The organism is Streptococcus sp. 27098_8_22 (assembly GCF_041432415.1).
GTDB lineage: Bacteria > Bacillota > Bacilli > Lactobacillales > Streptococcaceae > Streptococcus > Streptococcus pseudopneumoniae_M.
Genome location: NZ_JAPVZP010000010.1, coordinates 45,780 through 68,882, shown reverse-complemented (window position 1 = coordinate 68,882; position 23,103 = coordinate 45,780). Strand labels below are relative to the sequence as shown.

The following is a 23,103-nucleotide window of genomic DNA, read 5'->3' as shown; positions in this document are numbered from 1 at the left end:
GAATAAGAATAATTCACAAAAACTTTGTAAAACACTTGCAATTTAGCTGAAATTTGATAAAATAGTAAGGAAAGTTAGACTGTATTGCCTACTGTCTATCTATAAAATATATTTTATTGGAGGCTTTTACTCAAATGGCAAAAGAAAAATACGATCGTAGTAAACCACACGTTAACATTGGTACTATCGGACACGTTGACCACGGTAAAACTACCCTAACTGCAGCTATCACAACTGTTTTGGCACGTCGCTTGCCTTCAGCAGTTAACCAACCTAAAGACTATGCGTCTATCGATGCTGCTCCAGAAGAACGCGAACGCGGTATCACAATCAACACTGCGCACGTTGAGTACGAAACTGAAAAACGTCACTACGCTCACATCGACGCTCCAGGACACGCGGACTACGTTAAAAACATGATCACTGGTGCCGCTCAAATGGACGGAGCTATCCTTGTAGTAGCTTCAACTGACGGACCAATGCCACAAACTCGTGAGCACATCCTTCTTTCACGTCAGGTTGGTGTTAAACACCTTATCGTCTTCATGAACAAGATCGACTTGGTTGACGACGAAGAATTGCTTGAATTGGTTGAAATGGAAATCCGTGACCTTCTTTCAGAATACGACTTCCCAGGTGACGATCTTCCAGTTATCCAAGGTTCAGCTCTTAAAGCTCTTGAAGGTGACTCTAAATACGAAGACATCATCATGGAATTGATGAACACTGTTGATGAGTACATTCCAGAACCAGAACGTGACACTGACAAACCATTGCTTCTTCCAGTCGAAGACGTATTCTCAATCACTGGACGTGGTACGGTTGCTTCAGGACGTATCGACCGTGGTACTGTTCGTGTCAACGACGAAATCGAAATCGTTGGTATCAAAGAAGAAACTAAAAAAGCTGTTGTTACTGGTGTTGAAATGTTCCGTAAACAACTTGACGAAGGTCTTGCAGGAGACAACGTAGGTGTCCTTCTTCGTGGTGTTCAACGTGATGAAATCGAACGTGGACAAGTTATCGCTAAACCAGGTTCAATCAACCCACACACTAAATTCAAAGGTGAAGTTTACATCCTTACTAAAGAAGAAGGTGGACGTCATACTCCATTCTTCAACAACTACCGTCCACAATTCTACTTCCGTACTACTGACGTTACAGGTTCAATCGAACTTCCAGCAGGTACTGAAATGGTAATGCCAGGTGATAACGTGACAATCGACGTTGAGTTGATCCACCCAATCGCCGTAGAACAAGGTACTACATTCTCTATCCGTGAGGGTGGACGTACTGTTGGTTCAGGTATGGTTACAGAAATCGAAGCTTAATTCGATTTAGTTCCCAGAAGAACAATTATTTAAGTCAGACACTAAAAGAATCTTGCTTTGCAAGGTTCTTTTTTTTTCGATCAAAAGTGAGAGAGTTCCTTTTTTACAATTTCATAAAATCATGGTAAAATGGTTAAATATTAAATTTGGAGAAAAATATGAAGTACAAGCGTATCGTATTTAAGGTAGGGACTTCATCCTTGACTCATAAAGATGGAAGTTTATCTCGCAGTAAAGTAAAAGCTATTACACAGCAGCTTGCAATGCTACATGAAGCAGGTCATGAGCTGATTTTGGTGTCTTCTGGGGCTGTTGCAGCAGGTTTCGGAGCCTTAGGATTTAAAAAACGACCAACAAAGATTGCGGATAAGCAAGCTTCAGCGGCGGTTGGTCAAGGATTGCTTCTGGAAGAATATACAACCAATTTGCTCTTAAGACAGATTGTTTCAGCGCAAATCTTGCTAACTCAGGATGATTTTGTCGATAAGCGACGTTATAAAAATGCCCATCAAGCTTTGTCAGTCCTGCTTAATCGTGGTGCGATTCCTATTATCAATGAAAATGACAGTGTCGTTATTGATGAGCTCAAGGTCGGGGATAATGATACGCTCAGTGCTCAGGTAGCTGCAATGGTGCAGGCAGATCTTTTGGTTCTCTTAACAGATGTAGACGGTCTTTATACTGGTAATCCTAACTCGGATCCAAGAGCTAAACGCTTGGAGCGAATCGAGACCATCAATCGTGAAATTATAGATATGGCTGGCGGAGCAGGTTCATCTAATGGAACTGGAGGCATGCTAACAAAAATCAAGGCTGCAACTATTGCGACAGAATCAGGAGTTCCTGTTTATATCTGTTCATCATTGAAAGCAGATGCCATGATTGAGGCGGCTGAGGAGACCAAGGACGGTTCTTACTTTGTTGCGCAAGAGAAGGGGCTCCGTACCCAGAAACAATGGCTAGCATTTTATGCCAAAAGTCAGGGAGCAATTTGGGTTGATAAAGGAGCTGCAGAAGCCCTCTCTCAACATGGAAAGAGTCTACTTTTATCAGGTGTTGTAGATGTTGAAAGCAACTTTTCCTATTGTGATATTGTTACGGTTTTTGATAAGGAAACTGGAAAATCACTCGGAAAAGGTAGAGTACAACTAGGTGCATCGGGGCTGAAAGATGTCCTTCGATCTCAAAAAGCCAAGGGTGTCTTGATCCACCGTGATGACTGGATTTCCATTACTCCTGAAATCCAGCTACTCTTTACAGAATTTTAGAGGTAAACTATGGTAAGTACACAAGAACAATTTGAACAGGTACAGGCTGTTAAAAAATCGATTAACACAGCTAGTGAAGAAGTGAAAAACCAAGCCTTGCTAGCCATGGCTGAAAGTTTATTAGCAGCTACTGAGGAAATTTTAGAGGCCAATGCCCTCGATATGGCAGCGGCTAAGGGGAAAATCTCAAATGTGATGCTGGATCGTCTTTATTTGGATGCAGGTCGTATAGAAGCAATGGCAACTGGGATTCGTGAAGTGGTTTCTTTACCAGATCCAATCGGTGAAGTTTTAGAAACTAGTCAGCTTGAAAACGGCTTGGTCATCACCAAGAAACGTGTAGCTATGGGGGTCATCGGTATTATCTATGAAAGCCGTCCAAATGTGACGTCTGACGCAGCTACTTTGGCTCTTAAGAGTGGAAATGCGGTTGTTCTTCGTAGTGGTAAGGATGCCTACCAAACAGCTCATGCTATTGTTACAGCCTTGAAGAAGGGCCTGGAGACAACGACTATTCATCCAGATGTCATTCAATTAGTAGAAGATACTAGCCGTGAAAGTAGCTATGCCATGATGAAGGCTAAGGGCTATCTAGACCTCCTTATTCCTCGTGGGGGTGCTGGTTTGATCAATGCCGTGGTTGAAAATGCTATTGTACCTGTTATCGAGACAGGGACTGGGATTGTCCATGTCTATGTGGATAAGGATGCAGACGAAGACAAGGCTCTGTCTATCATCAACAATGCTAAAACCAGTCGTCCCTCTGTTTGCAATGCCATGGAGGTTCTACTTGTTCATGAAGACAAGGCAGCAAGCTTCCTTCCTCGCTTGGAGCAAGTTCTGGTTGCCGATCGAAAAGAAGCTGGGTTGGAACCAATTCAATTCCGCTTGGATAGCAAAGCAAGCCAGTTTGTTTCAGGTCAAGCAGCTGAGGCCCAAGACTTTGACACTGAGTTTTTAGACTATGTTCTTGCTGTTAAGGTTGTGAGCAGTTTAGAAGAAGCGGTTGCCCATATTGAAGCCCACAGTACCCATCATTCGGATGCCGTTGTGACTGAAAATGCTGAGGCTGCAACTTACTTTACAGATCAAGTAGACTCTGCAGCGGTTTATGTCAATGTCTCAACTCGTTTCACAGATGGAGGCCAATTTGGTCTTGGTTGTGAAATGGGGATTTCTACTCAGAAACTGCACGCGCGTGGACCAATGGGTTTAAAGGAACTGACTAGCTACAAATATGTAGTTACTGGTGATGGACAGATAAGGGAGTAAGAGATGAAGATTGGATTTATAGGTTTGGGAAATATGGGTGCTAGTTTAGCTAAGGTAGTCTTGCAGGCAAAAACTAGTCATCAGATTTTCCTTGCCAATCGTAGTCAAGCCAAGGTGGATGCTTTTATTGCAGACTTTGGTGGTCAGGCTTCTAGCAACGAAGAAATATTCGCAGAAGCAGATGTGATTTTTCTAGGAGTTAAGCCTGCACAGTTCTCAGACTTGCTTTCTCAATATCAGACCATCCTTGAAAAACGAGAAAGTCTTCTTTTGATTTCTATGGCAGCTGGTTTGACCTTGGAAAAACTCGCTAGTCTTCTTCCAAGTCAGCATCGGATTATTCGCATCATTCCTAATACACCTGTTGCTATTGGGAAAGGAGTGATTAGCTATGCCTTGTCTGCAAATTGTCATCCAGAAGACAATGAACTTTTTTGTCAACTTTTAGCCAAGGCTGGCCAGTTAGTTGAAATAAGTGATGGTTTAATAGATGCTGCGACAGGGCTTGCAGGTTGTGGGCCTGCCTTTGTCTATCTTTTTATCGAAGCATTAGCGGATGCAGGAGTTCAGACAGGATTGCCAAGAGAAATGGCTCTGAAAATGGCGGCTAAAACAGTAGTTGGTGCAGGTCAAATGGTACTAGAAAGTCAGCAACATCCTGGAGTCTTGAAAGACCAAGTTTGTAGCCCAGGTGGTTCGACCATTGCTGGTGTAGCAAGTCTAGAAGAACATGCTTTTAGAGGAACCGTTATGGACGCTGTCAACCAAGCCTACAAAAGAACTCAAGAATTAGACAAATAAGAGGTGAGCGTTAAAACTCAACCTCTTTTTTATTACAAAGAGCGAAATGAAAAAAGCTTTTCACAAATCCCTATTTTTTTGATAGAATAGAAGAGAGAAAAATAGAAATGAGTCAGACATGTCAAAAGGATTTTTAGTCTCTCTTGAGGGACCAGAGGGAGCGGGAAAGACAAGCGTTCTTGAAGCCATAATCCCTATATTAGAGGATAGGGGAATAGAAGTTTTAAGCACTCGTGAACCAGGCGGGGTCTTAATTGGAGAAAAGATTCGAGAAGTGATTCTAGATCCTAGTCATACTGAAATGGATCCTAAGACGGAGCTTCTCCTCTATATTGCCAGTCGTCGACAACACTTGGTGGAAAAGGTCTTACCAGCACTTGCAGCTGGAAAACTGGTTATTATGGACCGCTTTATTGACAGTTCAGTTGCCTATCAGGGATTTGGGCGTGGTTTAGATAAAGAAGCTATTGATTGGCTTAATGAGTTTGCGACAGATGGACTGAAACCTGATTTGACTCTTTATTTTGACATTGAGGTCGAAGAGGGGCTGGCACGTATTGCTGCCAATAGTGATCGGGAAGTCAATCGTTTGGACATGGAAGGCCTAGACCTACATCGAAAAGTTCGTCGGGGTTATCTATCTCTTTTGGAAAAGGAAGCAGACCGCATTGTAAAAATCGATGCTAGTCAACCACTTGATCAAGTGATTGCGAACACGCAGCAGCTACTTTTTGATAGGATGGGATTAAGGAGATGAAACAAGAGCAATTAAGAGCTTGTCAACCTCTACAATTTGAACGGTTTGTCCATATCTTGGAGCAAGGGCAACTCAATCACGCCTATCTCTTTTCAGGTAATTTTGGAAGTTTAGAGATGGCCCTTTTCTTGTCTAAAAGTCTCTTTTGTAGTGAGAAAACTGGTATTTTTCCTTGTGAAAAATGTCGGAATTGTAAATTGATTGAGCAGGAAGAATTTCCTGATGTGACCATCATTAAACCTCTGAATCAAGTCATTAAGACGGAGCGTATTCGAGAATTAGTTGGTCAATTTTCCCAGTCTGGTATTGAAAACCAACGGCAGGTCTTTATTATCGAACAAGCAGAAAAAATGCATGTGAACGCTGCAAATTCTCTTTTAAAGGTTATTGAAGAACCACAGAGCGAAATCTACATATTCTTTTTGACTGATGATGAGGAACAGATGTTACCAACGATTCGAAGTCGGACACAGATTTTCCAATTTAAGAAGCAAGTCTCTACTTTAATGTCACAGCTTGAAGAGGCTGGTTTAGTAAAAAATAAAGCTAAGCTATTGGCTCAGTTTAGTCAATCGCAGGGAGAGGCTGATAAGCTTGTCCATCAAGCAGGATTTTGGACATTAGTAGATGAAAGTGAACGCCTCTTTGCTTGGCTTTTGGCCCATAAAAAAGAATCCTATTTGCAAGTTGCGAAATTAACGAGTCTGGCTGATGATAAAGAAAAGCAAGATCAAGTGCTCAGGATTTTAGAGGTACTAGCTGGTCAAGAGATTCTCAATGTTTCAGCTCGGAATATTTTGCAAAATCTCGTCCAAACTCGAAAAATGTGGCGGGCCAATGTTAGCTTTCAAAACGCTTTGGAATACCTGGTTTTACAAAAAAATTAAAGTGAAGATAGATTATAGAAAGGGCTGTAATGAATAAAAAAGAATTATTTGATGCTTTAGATGACTTTTCACAGCAATTGTTGGTAACCTTGGCAGACGTCGAAGCTATCAAGAAAAATCTCAAGAGTTTGGTAGAGGAAAATACAGCTCTTCGATTAGAAAATGATAAACTGAGAGAACGTTTGGGAGAGGTTGAGGAGACTGCTCCAGCCAAAACGAAACATGTAAGGGAAAATGTCCGTCGCATTTATGAGGACGGTTTTCATGTTTGCCGTGACTTTTATGGTCAACGTCGAGAGCAAGATGCAGAATGTATGTTTTGTGATGAGTTGTTATTTAGGGAGTAAGTATGCAGATTCAAAAGAGTTTTAAGGGACAATCTCCCTATGGCAAGCTTTATCTAGTAGCAACGCCAATCGGTAATCTAGATGATATGACTTTCCGCGCTATTCAGACCTTGAAGGAGGTCGACTGGATCGCGGCTGAAGATACTCGTAATACTGGACTTTTGCTCAAGCATTTTGAAATCTCAACCAAGCAAATCAGTTTTCACGAGCATAATGCCAAGGAAAAAATTCCTGATTTGATTGAGTTGTTGAAGCAAGGTCAAAATCTTGCCCAAGTATCTGATGCGGGGTTGCCTAGTATTTCTGACCCAGGTCATGATTTGGTCAAGGCTGCCATTGAAGAAGACATCGCGGTTGTCACGGTTCCAGGAGCTAGTGCTGGGATTTCTGCCTTGATTGCTAGCGGTTTAGCACCCCAACCTCACACTTTTTATGGTTTCTTACCACGAAAATCTGGCCAACAAAAGCAATTTTTCGAAGCGAAAAAAGCTTATCCAGAAACTCAGATTTTCTATGAATCACCTCACCGTGTGGCAGATACGCTAGAAAATATGCTAGAAGTCTACGGTGATCGCTCGGTGGTCTTGGTTAGAGAATTGACTAAAATCTTTGAAGAATACCAACGTGGAAAAATTTCAGAATTACTAGAAAGCATCGCTGAAACACCGCTCAAAGGCGAGTGTCTTCTCATTGTAGAAGGTGCTAGTCAAGATGTAGAGGATAAGGATGAAGAGGATTTATTTTCTGAAATTCAAGAGCGTATCCAGCAAGGTATTAAGAAAAATCAAGCCATTAAGGAAGTCGCAAAGATTTATCAGTGGAATAAAAGCCAGCTCTACGCCGCCTACCACGAATGGGAAGAACATCAGGAAAACAAATAAACGGGGAAGTTTGCCTTCTTCCCTTTTTTTGTTATACTAGAAGAAGAAAAAAATAGAAAGATTTGTGGGTGTCAAACAGTCTAGTGACTTGTTCTGGAATGAGCTTAAGTTTCACCCAAAGAGGTATTAGTGTCGTGTCTCAATCTTATATCAATGTTATCGGTGCGGGCTTGGCGGGTTCTGAAGCAGCCTACCAAATCGCAGAGCGTGGTATTCCAGTTAAACTTTATGAAATGCGTGGTGTCAAGTCAACACCGCAACACAAAACTGACAATTTTGCAGAATTAGTGTGTTCTAATTCCTTGCGTGGAGATGCTCTTACAAATGCCGTAGGTCTCCTCAAAGAAGAAATGCGCCGTCTAGGTTCTCTTATCTTAGAATCAGCAGAAGCAACCCGTGTTCCTGCTGGAGGTGCACTTGCGGTTGACCGTGATGGTTTTTCTCAAATGGTCACTGAAAAAATTGCCAATCATCCCTTGATTGAAGTGGTACGTGACGAAATCACAGAATTGCCAACGGATGCTATTACAGTTGTAGCGACTGGTCCTTTGACTAGTGATGCCCTTGCTGAGAAAATTCACGCACTTAATGGCGGTGACGGTTTTTATTTCTACGATGCTGCAGCGCCTATTGTGGATGTTAATACGATTGATATGAACAAGGTTTATCTCAAATCTCGTTATGATAAGGGAGAAGCGGCCTATCTCAATGCTCCTATGACCAAACAAGAGTTTATGGATTTCCATGAAGCCTTGGTCAATGCGGAAGAAGCTCCGTTGAATTCTTTCGAAAAAGAAAAATATTTTGAAGGATGCATGCCAATCGAAGTCATGGCTAAACGGGGTATCAAAACCATGCTCTATGGTCCTATGAAACCAGTTGGTTTGGAGTATCCAGACGATTACACAGGTCCTCGTGACGGAGAATTTAAGACACCATACGCTGTAGTTCAGCTTCGTCAGGATAATGCGGCAGGTAGTCTTTACAATATCGTTGGTTTCCAAACTCACCTTAAATGGGGCGAACAAAAACGTGTTTTCCAAATGATTCCAGGTCTTGAAAATGCAGAGTTCGTTCGCTATGGTGTTATGCACCGTAATTCCTACATGGATTCACCAAATCTTCTTGAACAGATATACCGTTCTAAGAAACAGCCAAATCTATTCTTTGCTGGTCAGATGACGGGTGTGGAAGGCTATGTTGAGTCAGCGGCATCAGGTCTAGTAGCTGGTATTAACGCAGCTCGTCTTTTCAAGGGCGAAAGCGAGGCTATTTTCCCAGAGACAACGGCAATTGGAAGTCTAGCTCATTACATCACCCATGCTGACAGCAAACATTTCCAACCAATGAACGTCAATTTCGGAATTATCAAGGAATTGGAAGGCGACCGCATTCGTGATAAGAAGGCTCGTTATGAAAAAATTGCAGAGCGTGCCTTGGCTGATTTGGAAAACTTTTTATCCGTTTAAAATTTTCAAAAGAATAACTCATGAGACTATAAAATTCTCAAAAAATGTGATAAAATAGTTTGAATAAAATAAAGGAGCGAAGTCAGGTGGAACCCAAATATAAACGTATTTTGATTAAGTTATCAGGTGAGGCCCTTGCTGGCGAGCGTGGTGTCGGAATTGATATCAAAACTGTTCAAGCAATGGCTCAAGAAATTCAAGAAGTACATAACTTAGGAATTGAGATTGCTCTCGTAATCGGAGGAGGAAATCTCTGGCGTGGAGAACCTGCTGCAGAAGCTGGGATGGATCGTGTACAAGCAGACTATACAGGAATGCTTGGAACCGTTATGAATGCTCTTGTGATGGCAGATTCATTGCAACAAGTTGGTGTGGATACACGTGTTCAAACAGCCATTGCCATGCAACAAGTAGCAGAACCTTACGTTCGTGGTCGTGCCCTTCGTCATCTTGAAAAAGGACGCATTGTTATCTTTGGTGCGGGAATTGGTTCACCATACTTCTCAACAGATACAACAGCCGCCCTTCGTGCAGCAGAGATTGAAGCGGACGCTATCTTGATGGCTAAGAATGGGGTTGATGGTGTCTACAATGCTGATCCTAAAAAAGATAAGACAGCCGTTAAATTTGAAGAATTGACTCACCGTGATGTCATTAACAAAGGGCTTCGTATCATGGACTCAACAGCTTCAACACTTTCAATGGATAATGATATTGACTTGGTAGTTTTCAACATGAACCAACCAGGAAATATTAAACGTGTTGTATTTGGTGAAAATATCGGAACTACAGTTTCAAATAATATCGAAGAAAAGGAATAAGAAATCATTATGGCAAACGCAATCGTAGAAAAAGCAAAAGAGAGAATGACCCAATCTCACCACTCACTTGCTCGTGAGTTTGGAAGTATTCGTGCCGGCCGTGCTAACGCTAGCTTACTTGACCGCATCCATGTTGAATACTATGGTGTTGAAACACCACTTAACCAAATTGCTTCTATCACAATCCCAGAAGCGCGTGTCTTGTTGGTAACACCATTTGACAAATCATCTTTGAAAGATATCGAACGTGCCTTGAACGCTTCAGACCTTGGTATAACACCGGCTAACGATGGTTCTGTTATTCGCTTAGTTATCCCAGCTCTTACAGAAGAAACTCGTCGTGACCTTGCTAAAGAAGTGAAGAAGGTCGGTGAAAATGCTAAAGTTGCTATCCGTAATATCCGTCGTGACGCTATGGATGAAGCTAAGAAACAAGAAAAAGCTAAAGAAATCACTGAAGATGAATTGAAGACTCTTGAAAAAGATATTCAAAAAGCTACAGACGATGCTGTTAAACACATCGACGACATGACTGCCAATAAAGAAAAAGAAATCTTGGAAGTCTAAGAAATAAACAGAAAAACTCAGTTGGCATTGCTGGCTGAGTTTTATTCGAAAGAAGGAAATATGAATACAAATCTTGCAAGTTTTATCGTTGGACTCATCATCGATGAAAATGACCTTTTTTACTTTGTTCAAAAGGATGGTCAAACATATGCTCTAGCTAAAGAAGAAGGTCCCCATACAGTTGGTGATACGGTCAAAGGTTTTGCTTATACAGATATGAAGCAAAAATTGCGCCTCACTACTACAGAAGTGACTGCAACTCAGGAACAATTTGGTTGGGGAACCGTAACAGAGGTTCGTAAGGATCTTGGGGTTTTTGTTGATACAGGATTACCAGACAAGGAAATCGTTGTGTCACTAGATATTCTCCCTGAACTTAAAGAACTCTGGCCAAAGAAAGGTGACCAACTTTATATACGTCTTGAAGTAGACAAGAAAGACCGTATCTGGGGAATCTTAGCTTATCAGGAAGACTTCCAACGATTGGCTCGTCCTGCCTACAATAACATGCAGAATCAAAATTGGCCAGCCATTGTTTACCGTCTTAAGCTATCAGGAACCTTTGTCTATTTACCGGAAAATAATATGCTGGGCTTCATCCATCCAAGTGAGCGTTATGCAGAACCTCGTTTGGGGCAAGTGTTAGATGTACGTGTTATTGGCTTCCGTGAGGTGGACCGCACTCTGAACCTCTCCCTCAAACCTCGTTCTTTTGAGATGTTGGAAAATGATGCTCAGATGATTTTGACCTACTTGGAAAGCAATGGCGGTTTCATGACCTTAAATGATAAGTCATCTCCAGACGACATCAAGGCAACCTTTGGTATTTCTAAAGGTCAGTTCAAGAAAGCACTCGGTGGTTTAATGAAAGCTGGAAAAATTAAACAAGACCAGTTTGGTACTGAATTAATTTAGGGAGGCTTATGAGAAAATCATTTTATACTTGGCTGATGACCGAGCGCAATCCTAAAAGCAATAGTCCCAAGGCAATTTTAGCGGATCTTGCCTTTGAGGAATCCGCTTTTCCGAAACATACAGATGATTTCGATCAAGTGAGTCGTTTTTTAGAGGAACATGCTAGCTTTTCCTTTAATATGGGAGACTTCGATCGTATCTGGCAGGAATATTTAGAACATTAAGTCTACTAGATGAGGTTTGGGATAGTAATTTCTCAGCCTCTTTGCTATAATATAGTCATTCAGTTTAACTTTTACTAGCTTCTAATCGACTTTTTAACTACTAAAAGCAAACGAAACATTTTATAAAATTAAAAGAGTTAGAGAGGTTCTTTGTTTGAAGGAACATTCAATAGACATTCAGCTTAGTCATCCAGATGATTTGTTTCATCTTTTTGGTTCTAATGAGCGCCATCTTCGTTTGATGGAGGATGAGTTAGATGTCATCATCCATGCTCGTACAGAGATTGTACAAGTCTTGGGGGAGGAGTCGGCTTGTGAGGAAGCCCGTCAAGTTATCCAAGCCTTGATGGTCTTGGTCAATCGTGGAATGACCGTTGGAACTCCGGATGTGGTGACAGCCATTACAATGGTTAAGAATAATGAAATCGATAAGTTTGTCGCCCTTTATGAAGAAGAGATTATCAAGGATAATACAGGTAAGCCCATTCGTGTTAAAACCCTGGGTCAAAAGCTTTATGTGGATAGTGTCAAGCAACACGATGTGACCTTTGGTATTGGGCCGGCAGGAACAGGTAAGACCTTCTTAGCAGTGACTTTGGCCGTAACAGCCCTCAAGCGTGGACAAGTCAAGCGAATCATACTGACACGTCCAGCAGTAGAAGCAGGAGAGAGCCTAGGATTTCTACCTGGTGATTTGAAAGAAAAGGTTGATCCTTATCTTCGTCCAGTTTATGATGCCTTGTACCAGATTCTTGGTAAGGATCAAACAACCCGTCTCATGGAACGTGAAATCATCGAAATCGCGCCTCTTGCCTATATGCGTGGACGGACTTTGGATGATGCCTTTGTCATCTTGGACGAAGCGCAAAATACGACCATCATGCAGATGAAGATGTTTTTGACACGTTTAGGCTTCAACTCTAAAATGATTGTCAATGGGGATATTAGTCAGATTGACCTACCTCGGAACGTCAAGTCAGGTTTGATTGATGCTCAAGAAAAACTTAAGAACATTCACCAGATCGACTTTGTACACTTCTCAGCCAAGGATGTGGTTCGCCATCCAGTCGTTGCTCAGATTATCAGAGCCTATGAACCTCGACCTGTCAAAGCTGAAGAAAATCAAGAAGAAACAGAATAGTAAAAAAGAGCAGTGGAAGCGCTGCTCTTATTTTTGTAGTTTTATACTCATCGAAAATCTCTTCAAACCACGTCAGCTTCACCTTGCCGTACTCCAGTACAGCCTGCGGCTAGCTTCCTAGTTTGCTCTTTGATTTTCATTGAGTATTAATTTATAAATCATTTTAGACAAGTTCACTGATTGTAGTGAAGTCACGTTCCAAGCCTTCTGCAACAGGCTGGCTGGTGAGGTATCCTTGATAGGTTGTCACACCTTCAAGCAAGCCTGCGTCTTCTAGGATAGCTTTCTTAAATCCTTTTCCTGCCAAGGCTTCGATATATGGAAGAGTCACATTTGTAAGGGCGATCGTAGATGTGCGAGCAACTGCTCCAGGAATGTTAGCAACGGCATAGTGAAGAACACCGTGTTTTTCATAGACTGGTTCATCGTGAGTTGTCACACGGTCAGCTGTCGCTATAACACCACCTTGGTCAACAGCAACGTCAACAATGACAGAACCAGGACGCATTTGTTGTACCATTTCATCTGTCACTAATTTTGGAGCTTTGGCACCAGGAATCAAGACAGCACCGATAACAACGTCCGCTTCACGCACACTTGCTTCGATATTAAATGGGTTAGACATGAGTGTTTGGATTTGGTGACCAAAGACATCTTCTAGGACAGAGAGGCGTTTAGCACTGATATCAAGAATGGTTACTTGAGCTCCCAAACCAAGAGCAATGCGGGCTGCGTGTGTACCAACAACACCACCACCGATGATGGTTACTTTTCCTTTTGGAACACCAGGGACACCACCGAGTAGAACTCCTGAACCACCAGCTTGTTTCGTCAAGAAGTGGGCTCCGATTTGGACTGCCATACGACCAGCTACCTCACTCATTGGAACAAGAAGTGGGAGTTGTCCTTGAGTATCACGGACTGTCTCATAAGCAACACCAGTTGTTTTAGCTGCAAGCATAGCATCAGCTAATTCTGGGGCAGCTGCCATGTGTAAGTAGGTGAAAAGAAGTAAGTCCTCACGCAAGAACTGGTACTCACTAGCAAGGGGTTCTTTTACTTTAACAACTAATTCTGCAGCCCAGGCTTCAGTAGCAGTTGCGACAATTTCAGCTCCTTGCTTTTCATAGTCAGCATCAGCAAAACCAGAACCAAGTCCAGCATTTGTTTCGATGAGGACTCGGTGACCACGACCAACAAGACTCTGTACACCAGCAGGTGTCAAAGCAACACGATTTTCATTATTTTTAATTTCCTTTGGAATTCCAATTAACATAGGATAACTCACTTTCTATTAAGCTGTTTCAATTTATGTATCACATCATTCGTCAGAGTTTTTGTGATGACTTTATTGTATATGAAACCGTTTTAAATTGCAAGAAAAACTTGTAAACCTATTTTTTTTATGTTATTCTTTTAGAAATCTATTTTCGGAGGTGTAATCATGGAATCACTATTTATCAAACTAGCTAAGCATCCCGTTATCGAAACAGAACGCTTAGTACTTAGACCAGTAACACTTGATGATGCAGAAGCCATGTTTGAATATGCTTCAGACAAGGAAAATACACGATATACTTTCCCAACAAATCAAAGTTTGGAGGAAACCAAGAATAATATTGCCCAGTTTTATCTAGCAAATCCATTGGGCCGATGGGGAATTGAACTAAAAAGTACGGGAGAGTTTATCGGAACTATTGACCTGCACAAGATGGATACTGTTCTTAAGAAGGCAGCCATTGGTTATATTATCAATCAAAAATATTGGAATCAAGGTTTGACAACTGAAGCCAATCGTGCTGTAATTGAACTGGCTTTTGAAAAGATAGGAATGAATAAGTTAGATGCCTTTCATGATAAGGATAATCCCGCATCAGGAAAGGTCATGGAGAAATCAGGAATGCGTTTCTCTCACGAAGAACCATATGCTAGAATGGATAAAAATGAACCTGGAAGATTCGTAACAGATGTCCATTATGTCTTAACCAAGGAAGATTATTTTGCAAATAAGTAAGCAGTTGAAAAGTTTTTTCAGCTGTTTTTTCTTTCTCTTACGAATAAGCTAAGAGAGGAGAAAATATGGAAGAACTTATAGAAAAAATCAAAGAATATAAAATCATTGCTATCTGTGCTGGTTTGGGCTTGGTCTTAGGCGGATTCTTCCTCCTAAAGCCATTTTCTCAAACACCTGCTAAGGAAACACAAGTGCAAACAGAAGTTACAACTATACCAAAGGATTCGACGGATGAAAAGGAAGATAAAAATCAGAAAGAAGAAGTGGTGGAGCAGGATCTGATTACTGTCGATGTCAAAGGTGCTGTCAAATCACCTGGAATCTATGACTTGCCAGTTGGAAGTCGTATCAATGATGCTGTTCAAAAAGCTGGTGGATTGACAGATAATGCTGATAGCAAGTCTATCAATCTTGCTCAGAGAATTAGTGATGAAGCACTTGTTTATGTCCCGACTAAGGAAGAAGCTACTAGTCAAGAAATGCCATCAAGTACTTCCAACAGCAAGGAAAATAAGAAAGTCAATCTCAATAAAGCTAGTTTAGAGGAACTGAAACAAGTTAAAGGCTTAGGTGCTAAACGTGCTCAAGACATTATTGACCATCGTGATTCCAACGGTAAATTTAAGTCAGTAGATGAGCTCAAAAAGGTTTCTGGTATTGGTGCAAAAACGATAGAAAAGTTAAAAGAGTATGTCACAGTGGATTAGTCGCTTTCCAATTCCAAAAATCTATCTCAGTTTTCTTTTGCTATGGCTTTACTATGCAATCTTTTCAGCAAGTGTATTGGCACTTTTGGGCTTTGTCTTTTTACTGGTCTGCCTCTTTTTCCAATTTCCATGGAAAACTGTGACCAAGGTCCTCTTGATTTGTGGACTTTTCGGGAGTTGGTTTGCATTTCAAAAATGGCAGCAAGAAGCAGCTAGTCAAAACTTGCTTTCTTCTGTCGAAACTGTTCGAATATTACCTGACACCATCAAGGTAAATGGGGATAGTCTTTCTTTTCGTGGAAAGGCTGACGGTAGACTCTTTCAGGTCTATTACAAACTTCAATCAGAAGCAGAAAAAGAAGACTTTCAACAACTAACGGATATTTATGAAATTACTTTAGAAGGGAAATTAGCTAGTCCTCAAGGAGCCAGTAATTTTGCTGGCTTTGATTATCGCAATTATCTAAAAAGTCAAGGGATTTACCAAACCTTGACTATTTCGAAAATTTCAGATAAGACAGCCACGAGCAGTTGGGATATTGGAGAAAATTTATCTAGTTTGCGAAGAAAAGCAGTTGTCTGGATAAAAAGGAACTTTCCCGACCCCATGCGCAACTACATGACAGGTCTGTTATTAGGGCACTTGGACACAGACTTTGAGGAAATGAATGAACTCTATTCTAGCCTCGGAATTATTCACCTATTTGCTTTGTCAGGAATGCAAGTAGGATTCTTTATGAATGCTTTTAAAAAGTCACTCTTGCGTTTGGGTTTGACTCAAGAGAAGTTCAAATGGCTTGCTTATCCCTTTTCTTTGTTCTATGCAGGCATGACAGGATTTTCAGCCTCTGTGATTAGAAGTCTTCTACAAAAGATCTTGGCCCAGCATGGTTTTAAGGGTTTAGATAACTTCGCTATGACAGTCCTCCTTTTGTTTATAGTCATGCCAAATTTTTTCCTTACAGCTGGAGGAGTTCTTTCCTGCGCCTATGCCTTTATCCTAACTATGACAAGTAAAGAAGGTCAAGGCATAAAAGCTATTGCCAGAGAGAGTTTCATTATTTCCTTGGGAATCTTGCCAATTCTATCTTTTTATTTTTCTGAATTTCAACCGTGGTCCATTCTCTTGACATTTGTCTTTTCATTCTTGTTTGACATGGTCTTGTTACCACTCTTATCCATTCTCTTTTGTCTGTCATGCATCTATCCTATTACCCAGTTTAACTTTCTCTTTGAATGGCTAGAAAGTATCATACGCTTTGTTTCTAATCTATCAAGTCGTCCGATTATCTTTGGTCAGCCGAGTCTTTGGATATTAGTATTTCTTTTAATCTTTTTGGCACTCATCTATGATTATCGTAGAAATTTGAAAAAAATATCAATGCTTGTCATAGTTGCCATCTCATTCTTTTTAGTTACCAAACATCCACTGGAAAATGAACTAACGGTCTTAGATATGGAGCAGGGGAGAAGCATTTTCCTAAGAGACATGGCAGGAAAGACCATCCTACTGGATGTCGGAGAGAAGTCTGAAGTTGAAAAGAAAGAAGTCTGGCAGGAGAAAGTTAATACCAGTAATGCCAAACGTAGTTTAATTCCTTATCTGAAAAGTCGAGGAGTGGCCAAGATTGATCAGCTGGTTCTAACGACTAGTGATACTAAACAGTTAGATCATGTATTCGAAATCAGTAAAGCCGTCGAGCTTGGAGAGATTCTAGTAACTGAAGAAACTTTATCTAAGAGAGAATTTATGGATAAGCTGAAGGAGAGCAAAGTCAACCTACGTTCAATTAAAAAAGGAGACAGCTTATTTATTTTCGGGAGTAGTTTGGAAGCAATCACTAGCCAAAATAGCGATGAAAAGGACTTAATGGTCTTGTATGGAAAGTTACTAAACCAAACCTTTCTAGTTACTGGAAATATAGAGGAGAAGTTTTTAACGAGTCATTATCCAAAAATCCAAGCAGATGTAGTGATAACTCATCAGCAAGCATCGAAGAAAAAGACAGATAACGAAATCTTCAAAAATATACACCCTAAAATCACGGTCATTTCGGTAGACAAGAAAAAAACATTTAAAGTTAAAAATGGGGAGAATAACCAAGAAGATAAAGAACTTGAGAATTTGGTATTAAAAACTGACAAAAAGGGCGCCATTCGTTTCAAGGGCTGGACTACTTGGAATGTTGAAACTGTTCGATAACGTTTTCAGAGAAAACTAAACATTAAAATTGTCTAAACAATCATTCAAGGCTTGATTTTGAATCCTGTTTACTATAAAATAGTTAAGATTGGTGTCAAACTTTTATATTGCAAATAGGAGAAAAAATGACAAAAACTTTGAAACGTCCTGAGGTTCTATCACCTGCAGGAACACTAGAAAAACTAAAAGTAGCTGTTCAATACGGAGCAGATGCTGTCTTTATCGGTGGTCAGGCCTATGGTCTACGTAGCCGTGCGGGAAACTTCACTTTCGAACAAATGGAAGAAGGAGTTCAGTTTGCGGCTAAGTATGGCGCTAAAGTTTATGTGGCTGCTAATATGGTTATGCACGAAGGAAATGAAGAAGGTGCCGGAGAATGGTTCCGTAAGTTACGTGATATTGGAATTGCGGCTGTTATCGTTTCTGACCCTGCCTTAATCATGATTGCAGCAACAGAAGCACCAGGACTTGAAATCCACCTTTCAACACAAGCTAGTGCGACTAACTATGAAACTCTTGAATTCTGGAAAGAACTTGGATTGACTCGCGTCGTGTTGGCGCGTGAGGTTTCTATGGAAGAGTTGGCAGAAATCCGCAAACGTACAGATGTAGAAATTGAAGCCTTCGTACATGGTGCGATGTGTATTTCTTACTCTGGTCGTTGTACCCTTTCGAACCATATGAGTATGCGCGATGCCAACCGTGGTGGCTGTTCACAATCTTGCCGTTGGAAATATGACCTTTACGATATGCCATTTGGTAAAGAGCGTAAGAGTCTTAAGGGAGAAATTCCTGAAGAATTCTCCATGTCTGCGGTTGATATGTCTATGATTGACCATATTCCAGATATGATTGAAAATGGTGTGGACAGTCTTAAAATTGAAGGTCGTATGAAATCAATCCACTATGTTTCAACAGTGACAAACTGCTACAAGGCTGCTGTTGATGCCTACCTTGAGAGCCCTGAAAAGTTTGAAGCTATCAAGCAAGACTTGATTGATGAAATGTGGAAGGTAGCTCAACGTGAATTGGCTACAGGTTTCTACTATGGGACACCATCTGAAAACGAACAACTGTTCGGTGCTCGTCGTAAGATTCCAGAATACAAGTTTGTTGCTGAAGTAGTAGCTTATGATGATGCAACGCAAACAGCAACTATTCGCCAACGTAACGTTATCAACGAAGGAGACCAAGTTGAGTTTTATGGCCCAGGTTTCCGCCATTTTGAAACTTATATCGAAGACCTTCATGATGCCAAAGGTAACAAGATTGACCGTGCACCAAATCCAATGGAACTTTTAACCATCAAGGTTCCACAACCAGTACAAGTAGGTGATATGGTCCGTGCTTTGAAAGAAGGTTTGATTAATCTTTACAAAGAAGATGGAACCAGCGTCACAGTTCGTGCATAGATCAGGAAAGTCAATGGTTCAAGCTCATGGATTACTAGTAGATCATGAAAGCAGATGTGTTCATTACCATAGTGATAAAGATATCGTAGCGCTCCAGTGTTATGAGTGTCAGAAATACTATGCCTGTTATCAGTGCCACAATGCGCTGGAGGAGCACACATTTTCTCCCTACCCTTTAAGACTTAAACAGGATAAACCTATCTTATGTGGTTCCTGTAAGAAGACACTAACTTATGTGGAGTATAAAGAGAAGGGGAGCTGTTCTTATTGTGCAGCACTCTTTAATCCAGCTTGTCAGAGTCACCATTCTTATTATTTTAAATAAGAAACGATAAATCCAGGTTGTAAAACTTGGATTTTTCTTTTCAGAAAAATAGGAAAGATAAGGAAAATAACCTGAAAAGACATTAAAATTTTCTATACAATTGTCTTGAAAATCGTAAAAATAGAAATAAATGATTAGAAGCGCTTTCAACGTGAGTAAAAAGTTGACAAAAACAAATTTTAGGACTAAACTAAGTAAGTAAATTTTAAATAAAAGGAGAATTCGTCATGAATTTAACATTTTTCGGTCTATGTCTTGCCTGTATGGGTGTATCTCTTGCAGAAGGATTTTTGATGAACGGTTTGTTCAAATCTGCAGCACGCCAACCAGATATCATCCCTCAATTGCGTAGTTTGATGATCATGGGGATTGCCTTTATCGAAGGAACATTCTTTGTAACCCTAGCGATGTCATTTGTCATTAAATAGACAACTCTATTTAGAAATGGAGGTGTCAAACCATGGAAGAAAGTTTGAATCCAACCGTTAATATTGGACCAATATCCTTTGATTTGACCCTGCTTGCCATGTCTCTTGTAACTGTTTTGATGGTTTTTGCCTTTGTCTACTGGGCAAGTCGAAAAATGACCATCCGTCCAAAGGGCAAACAAAATGCTCTTGAGATGATTTATGACTTTGTGATTAGTTTTGTAAAACCAAACATTGGAGATTCATACATCAAGGACTATTCCTTGTTTCTATTTTCTCTTTTCTTGTTTATTTTGGTTGCCAACAATATTGGCTTAATGGCAAAAGTACAAACAACAAACGGTTATAACTTGTGGACTTCCCCAACAGCCAACCTTGGATACGATTTATCCCTCTCCTTATTGATCACTTTGATCGCTCATGTAGAAGGAGTTCGTCGTAGAGGCGTTAAAGAATATTTGAGAGCATTTGTTACACCTGGCTTTATGACTCCGATGAACATTTTAGAAGAGTTCACCAATTTTGCCTCTTTGGCGATTCGGATTTACGGAAATATCTTTGCCGGTGAGGTCTTAGCAGGATTGCTATTGGCCTTGTCACAATATGCCTTGTATTGGTATCCTTTTGCCTTTATTGCAAACATGTTATGGACAGCCTTTTCGATTTTCATTTCATGTATTCAAGCTTATGTATTTACCATGTTGTCATCTATGTACATTGGTAAAAAAATAAATGAAGGGGAAGAGTAAGTAGAGGAGGATTAGAAGATGGATTTAACTATTAGTACCATTATTGGTGACTTTATTCTGATCGCTGGTTCCTTCCTTTTATTGATCTTTTTAGTGAAGAAATATGCTTGGGGAAATATTACCAGTGTCTTAGATGAACGCGCTGAAAAGATTTCTTCAGATATTGATGGTGCCGAGGAAGCCCGTAAAAAGGCAGAGGAACTTGCTAGCAAACGCGAAGCTGAGTTAGCAGGTAGCCGTACCGAAGCTAAAACGATTATCGAGAATGCTAAGGAGACAGCTGAAAAGAGCAAATCAGATATTCTGGCTGAAGCGAAGCTAGAAGCTGGTCGCTTGAAAGAAAAAGCTAACCAAGAAATTGCGCAAAACAAAGCTGAGGCTTTACAAAGCGTTAAAGGTGAGGTAGCAGATTTGACAGTTAGTCTAGCTGGAAAAATTATCTCACAAAACCTTGACGGTCATGCCCATAAAGAACTCATTGATCAGTATATCGATCAGCTAGGAGAAGCTTAATGGACAAAAAGACAGTAAAGGTAATTGAAAAATACAGCATGCCTTTTGTCCAATTGGTGATTGAAAAAGGAGAAGAAGATTCTATCTTCTCAGACTTGACCCAGATTAAGCAAGTCGCTGAAGAAACAGACTTGCCTTCTTTTTTGGCTCAGGTAGATGTTGATGAGTCTGACAAGGAAAAAACAGTAAGTTTCTTCCAAGATTCAGCATCGCCATTATTACAAAACTTCATTCAAGTTCTGTTGTACAATCATCGTTCAAATCTTTTTTATGATGTGATTATAGATTGTTTAAACCGTCTTGAGAGAGAAACGAATCGTTTTGAAGTAACGATTATGTCTGCTCATCCCCTAACTGATGAACAGAAAGAACGTCTACTTCCTATTATAGAGAAAAAGATGTCTTTAAAAGTGCGTAGCATTAAAGAAGAAATCGACGATAGTTTAATCGGTGGTTTTGTTATTATCGCCAATCACAAGACAATTGATGTTAGTATTAAACAACAACTTAAAGTTGTTAAGGAAAATTTGAAATAGAAAGTGGTGTTCTTTTGGCAATTAACGCACAAGAAATCAGCGCTTTAATTAAGCAACAAATTGAAAATTTCAAACCCAATTTTGATGTGACTGAAACTGGTGTTGTAACCTACATCGGTGACGGAATTGCGCGTGCTCATGGCCTTGAAAATGCCATGAGTGGAGAGTTGTTGATTTTTGAAAACGGCTCTTATGGTATGGCGCAAAACTTAGAATCAACTGATGTTGGTATTATTATCCTTGGAGACTTTACAGATATCCGCGAAGGCGATACCATTCGTCGTACAGGGAAAATCATGGAAGTTCCAGTTGGTGATAGCTTAATTGGACGTGTCGTGGATCCACTTGGTCGTCCAGTAGACGGACTTGGTCCAATCGACACAAACAAGACTCGTCCAGTTGAAGCACCAGCACCTGGGGTAATGCAACGTAAATCAGTATCAGAACCATTGCAAACTGGTTTGAAAGCTATTGATGCCCTTGTTCCAATCGGACGTGGTCAACGTGAGTTGATTATCGGTGACCGTCAAACAGGGAAAACAACCATCGCTATTGATGCTATCTTGAACCAAAAAGGTCAAGATATGATTTGTATATATGTAGCGATTGGTCAAAAAGAATCAACAGTTCGTACACAAGTAGAAACACTTCGCCAGTACGGAGCTTTGGATTACACAATCGTTGTGACAGCTTCAGCTTCACAACCTTCACCATTGCTTTTCCTTGCTCCTTATGCAGGGGTTGCTATGGCAGAAGAGTTCATGTACCAAGGGAAGCATGTCTTGATTGTTTATGATGACCTTTCAAAACAAGCGGTAGCTTATCGTGAACTTTCTCTCTTGCTTCGCCGTCCACCAGGTCGTGAAGCCTTCCCAGGGGATGTCTTCTACCTTCACAGCCGTCTACTTGAGCGTTCTGCAAAAGTATCTGATGAGCTTGGTGGTGGATCTATTACAGCTCTACCATTTATCGAGACACAAGCAGGAGATATCTCAGCCTATATTGCGACCAACGTAATCTCTATTACGGATGGACAAATCTTCCTTGGAGATGGTCTCTTTAATGCAGGTATCCGTCCAGCTATCGATGCAGGTTCTTCTGTATCTCGTGTAGGTGGTTCTGCTCAAATTAAAGCGATGAAGAAGGTTGCTGGTACCCTTCGTATCGACCTTGCTTCATACCGTGAGTTGGAAGCCTTCACTAAATTTGGTTCAGACTTGGATGCTGCTACTCAGGCTAAATTGAACCGTGGTCGTCGTACTGTAGAAGTATTGAAACAACCAGTTCACAAACCATTACCTGTTGAGAAACAAGTTACTATTCTCTATGCTTTGACCCATGGTTTCTTGGATACAATTCCTGTAGACGATATCGTTCGTTTCGAAGAAGAGTTCCATATGTTCTTTGATTCTCAACATCCTGAGATTTTGGAAACCATTCGTGAAACAAAAGACTTGCCAGATGAAGCAGTCTTGGATGCTGCGATTACTGAGTTTCTCAATCAATCAAGCTTCCAATAAGAATAGAGGTGTCAG

Annotated in this window: 25 protein-coding genes; 24 read left to right on the top strand and 1 reads right to left on the bottom strand. The window is 40.7% G+C overall.

All coding sequences use genetic code 11. The annotated features are described in order from the left end of the window. Nucleotides 1–134: 134 nt before the first annotated feature. The 14 genes from tuf (at nt 135) to O3633_RS09165 (ending at nt 12,681) form a co-directional block, all read left to right on the top strand. On the top strand, nt 135–1,331 hold the full coding sequence (gene tuf, locus O3633_RS09230) for an elongation factor Tu (protein WP_001040718.1): 1,197 nt from the start codon (nt 135–137) through the stop codon (nt 1,329–1,331). Between the two features lie 158 nt (nt 1,332–1,489). Continuing rightward, nucleotides 1,490–2,599, top strand: coding sequence for a glutamate 5-kinase (proB, locus tag O3633_RS09225; RefSeq protein WP_371621089.1), 1,110 nt, complete (start codon nt 1,490–1,492; stop codon nt 2,597–2,599). Nucleotides 2,600–2,608: 9 nt separating this feature from the next. Next, on the top strand, nt 2,609–3,871 hold the full coding sequence (locus tag O3633_RS09220; protein WP_371621088.1) for a glutamate-5-semialdehyde dehydrogenase: 1,263 nt from the start codon (nt 2,609–2,611) through the stop codon (nt 3,869–3,871). A 3-nt stretch (nt 3,872–3,874) separates the two neighbouring features. Beyond that, nucleotides 3,875–4,672 (top strand): pyrroline-5-carboxylate reductase, encoded by a 798-nt coding sequence (gene proC, locus O3633_RS09215; protein WP_371621087.1) that lies wholly within the window; start codon nt 3,875–3,877, stop codon nt 4,670–4,672. 118 nt (nt 4,673–4,790) lie between these two features. After that, complete coding sequence (gene tmk / locus O3633_RS09210; RefSeq protein WP_371621086.1) at nt 4,791–5,429, top strand: dTMP kinase; 639 nt, start codon at nt 4,791–4,793, stop codon at nt 5,427–5,429. Continuing rightward, nucleotides 5,426–6,316 carry a DNA polymerase III subunit delta' gene (locus O3633_RS09205; protein ID WP_371621085.1) on the top strand — a complete coding sequence of 297 codons (891 nt, stop codon included), beginning with the start codon at nt 5,426–5,428 and terminating at the stop codon, nt 6,314–6,316. Before tmk ends, O3633_RS09205 begins: the two co-directional genes overlap by 4 nt. Before the next feature lie 29 nt (nt 6,317–6,345). Continuing rightward, nucleotides 6,346–6,663: a DNA replication initiation control protein YabA gene (gene yabA, locus O3633_RS09200; protein ID WP_001034369.1), complete on the top strand. Its 318-nt coding sequence runs from the start codon at nt 6,346–6,348 to the stop codon at nt 6,661–6,663. 2 nt (nt 6,664–6,665) lie between these two features. Next, a complete protein-coding gene (rsmI, locus tag O3633_RS09195; RefSeq protein ID WP_049529473.1) occupies nt 6,666–7,544 on the top strand; it encodes a 16S rRNA (cytidine(1402)-2'-O)-methyltransferase in 879 nt (292 codons plus the stop codon). Nucleotides 7,545–7,678: 134 nt separating this feature from the next. Then, nucleotides 7,679–9,013, top strand: coding sequence for a methylenetetrahydrofolate--tRNA-(uracil(54)-C(5))-methyltransferase (FADH(2)-oxidizing) TrmFO (gene trmFO, locus O3633_RS09190; RefSeq protein ID WP_049529474.1), 1,335 nt, complete (start codon nt 7,679–7,681; stop codon nt 9,011–9,013). Nucleotides 9,014–9,099: 86 nt separating this feature from the next. Then, on the top strand, nt 9,100–9,834 hold the full coding sequence (gene pyrH / locus O3633_RS09185; protein WP_000433488.1) for a UMP kinase: 735 nt from the start codon (nt 9,100–9,102) through the stop codon (nt 9,832–9,834). Nucleotides 9,835–9,843: 9 nt separating this feature from the next. Beyond that, nucleotides 9,844–10,401: a ribosome recycling factor gene (gene frr, locus O3633_RS09180; RefSeq protein WP_049529475.1), complete on the top strand. Its 558-nt coding sequence runs from the start codon at nt 9,844–9,846 to the stop codon at nt 10,399–10,401. A 60-nt stretch (nt 10,402–10,461) separates the two neighbouring features. Then, nucleotides 10,462–11,316: an RNA-binding virulence regulatory protein CvfB gene (gene cvfB / locus O3633_RS09175; RefSeq protein ID WP_371621084.1), complete on the top strand. Its 855-nt coding sequence runs from the start codon at nt 10,462–10,464 to the stop codon at nt 11,314–11,316. 8 nt (nt 11,317–11,324) lie between these two features. Beyond that, nucleotides 11,325–11,540, top strand: a complete 216-nt coding sequence (locus O3633_RS09170; protein WP_001232087.1) for a YozE family protein — start codon at nt 11,325–11,327, stop codon at nt 11,538–11,540. Between the two features lie 154 nt (nt 11,541–11,694). Next, nucleotides 11,695–12,681: a PhoH family protein gene (locus O3633_RS09165; protein WP_049529477.1), complete on the top strand. Its 987-nt coding sequence runs from the start codon at nt 11,695–11,697 to the stop codon at nt 12,679–12,681. A 163-nt stretch (nt 12,682–12,844) separates the two neighbouring features. Here the strand turns inward: O3633_RS09165 and ald are convergent, their stop codons facing one another. After that, the gene (ald, locus tag O3633_RS09160) at nt 12,845–13,957 is read right to left on the bottom strand and encodes an alanine dehydrogenase (protein ID WP_371621083.1); all 1,113 of its coding nucleotides are present in this window, start codon (nt 13,955–13,957) and stop codon (nt 12,845–12,847) included. A gap of 168 nt (nt 13,958–14,125) precedes the next feature. Between ald and O3633_RS09155 the strand changes: the two genes are divergently transcribed. The 10 genes from O3633_RS09155 to atpA all read left to right on the top strand — a co-directional run bounded on the left by O3633_RS09155 (nt 14,126) and on the right by atpA (nt 23,088). Continuing rightward, entirely contained in the window at nt 14,126–14,695 is a 570-nt protein-coding gene (locus O3633_RS09155) for a GNAT family N-acetyltransferase (RefSeq protein WP_371621082.1), read from the top strand. 65 nt (nt 14,696–14,760) lie between these two features. After that, the gene (locus tag O3633_RS09150) at nt 14,761–15,402 is read left to right on the top strand and encodes a helix-hairpin-helix domain-containing protein (RefSeq protein ID WP_371621081.1); all 642 of its coding nucleotides are present in this window, start codon (nt 14,761–14,763) and stop codon (nt 15,400–15,402) included. Next, nucleotides 15,386–17,605, top strand: a complete 2,220-nt coding sequence (locus tag O3633_RS09145; protein ID WP_371621080.1) for a ComEC/Rec2 family competence protein — start codon at nt 15,386–15,388, stop codon at nt 17,603–17,605. The genes O3633_RS09150 and O3633_RS09145 overlap by 17 nt, the downstream gene beginning before the upstream one ends. 125 nt (nt 17,606–17,730) lie before the next feature. Then, a complete protein-coding gene (locus O3633_RS09140) occupies nt 17,731–19,017 on the top strand; it encodes a peptidase U32 family protein (RefSeq protein WP_371621079.1) in 1,287 nt (428 codons plus the stop codon). Between the two features lie 13 nt (nt 19,018–19,030). Continuing rightward, the gene (locus O3633_RS09135) at nt 19,031–19,342 is read left to right on the top strand and encodes a CHY zinc finger protein (RefSeq protein ID WP_371621078.1); all 312 of its coding nucleotides are present in this window, start codon (nt 19,031–19,033) and stop codon (nt 19,340–19,342) included. Nucleotides 19,343–19,569: 227 nt separating this feature from the next. Beyond that, the gene (locus O3633_RS09130) at nt 19,570–19,770 is read left to right on the top strand and encodes a F0F1 ATP synthase subunit C (protein WP_001054551.1); all 201 of its coding nucleotides are present in this window, start codon (nt 19,570–19,572) and stop codon (nt 19,768–19,770) included. A 32-nt stretch (nt 19,771–19,802) separates the two neighbouring features. Further along, the gene (atpB, locus tag O3633_RS09125) at nt 19,803–20,519 is read left to right on the top strand and encodes a F0F1 ATP synthase subunit A (protein ID WP_000392939.1); all 717 of its coding nucleotides are present in this window, start codon (nt 19,803–19,805) and stop codon (nt 20,517–20,519) included. Nucleotides 20,520–20,537: 18 nt separating this feature from the next. Next, the gene (gene atpF, locus O3633_RS09120) at nt 20,538–21,032 is read left to right on the top strand and encodes a F0F1 ATP synthase subunit B (RefSeq protein WP_371621077.1); all 495 of its coding nucleotides are present in this window, start codon (nt 20,538–20,540) and stop codon (nt 21,030–21,032) included. Further along, a complete protein-coding gene (locus O3633_RS09115; RefSeq protein WP_000359023.1) occupies nt 21,032–21,568 on the top strand; it encodes a F0F1 ATP synthase subunit delta in 537 nt (178 codons plus the stop codon). Before atpF ends, O3633_RS09115 begins: the two co-directional genes overlap by 1 nt. 14 nt (nt 21,569–21,582) lie before the next feature. Then, a complete protein-coding gene (gene atpA / locus O3633_RS09110) occupies nt 21,583–23,088 on the top strand; it encodes a F0F1 ATP synthase subunit alpha (RefSeq protein WP_371621076.1) in 1,506 nt (501 codons plus the stop codon). The last annotated feature ends 15 nt before the right edge of the window (nt 23,089–23,103 follow it).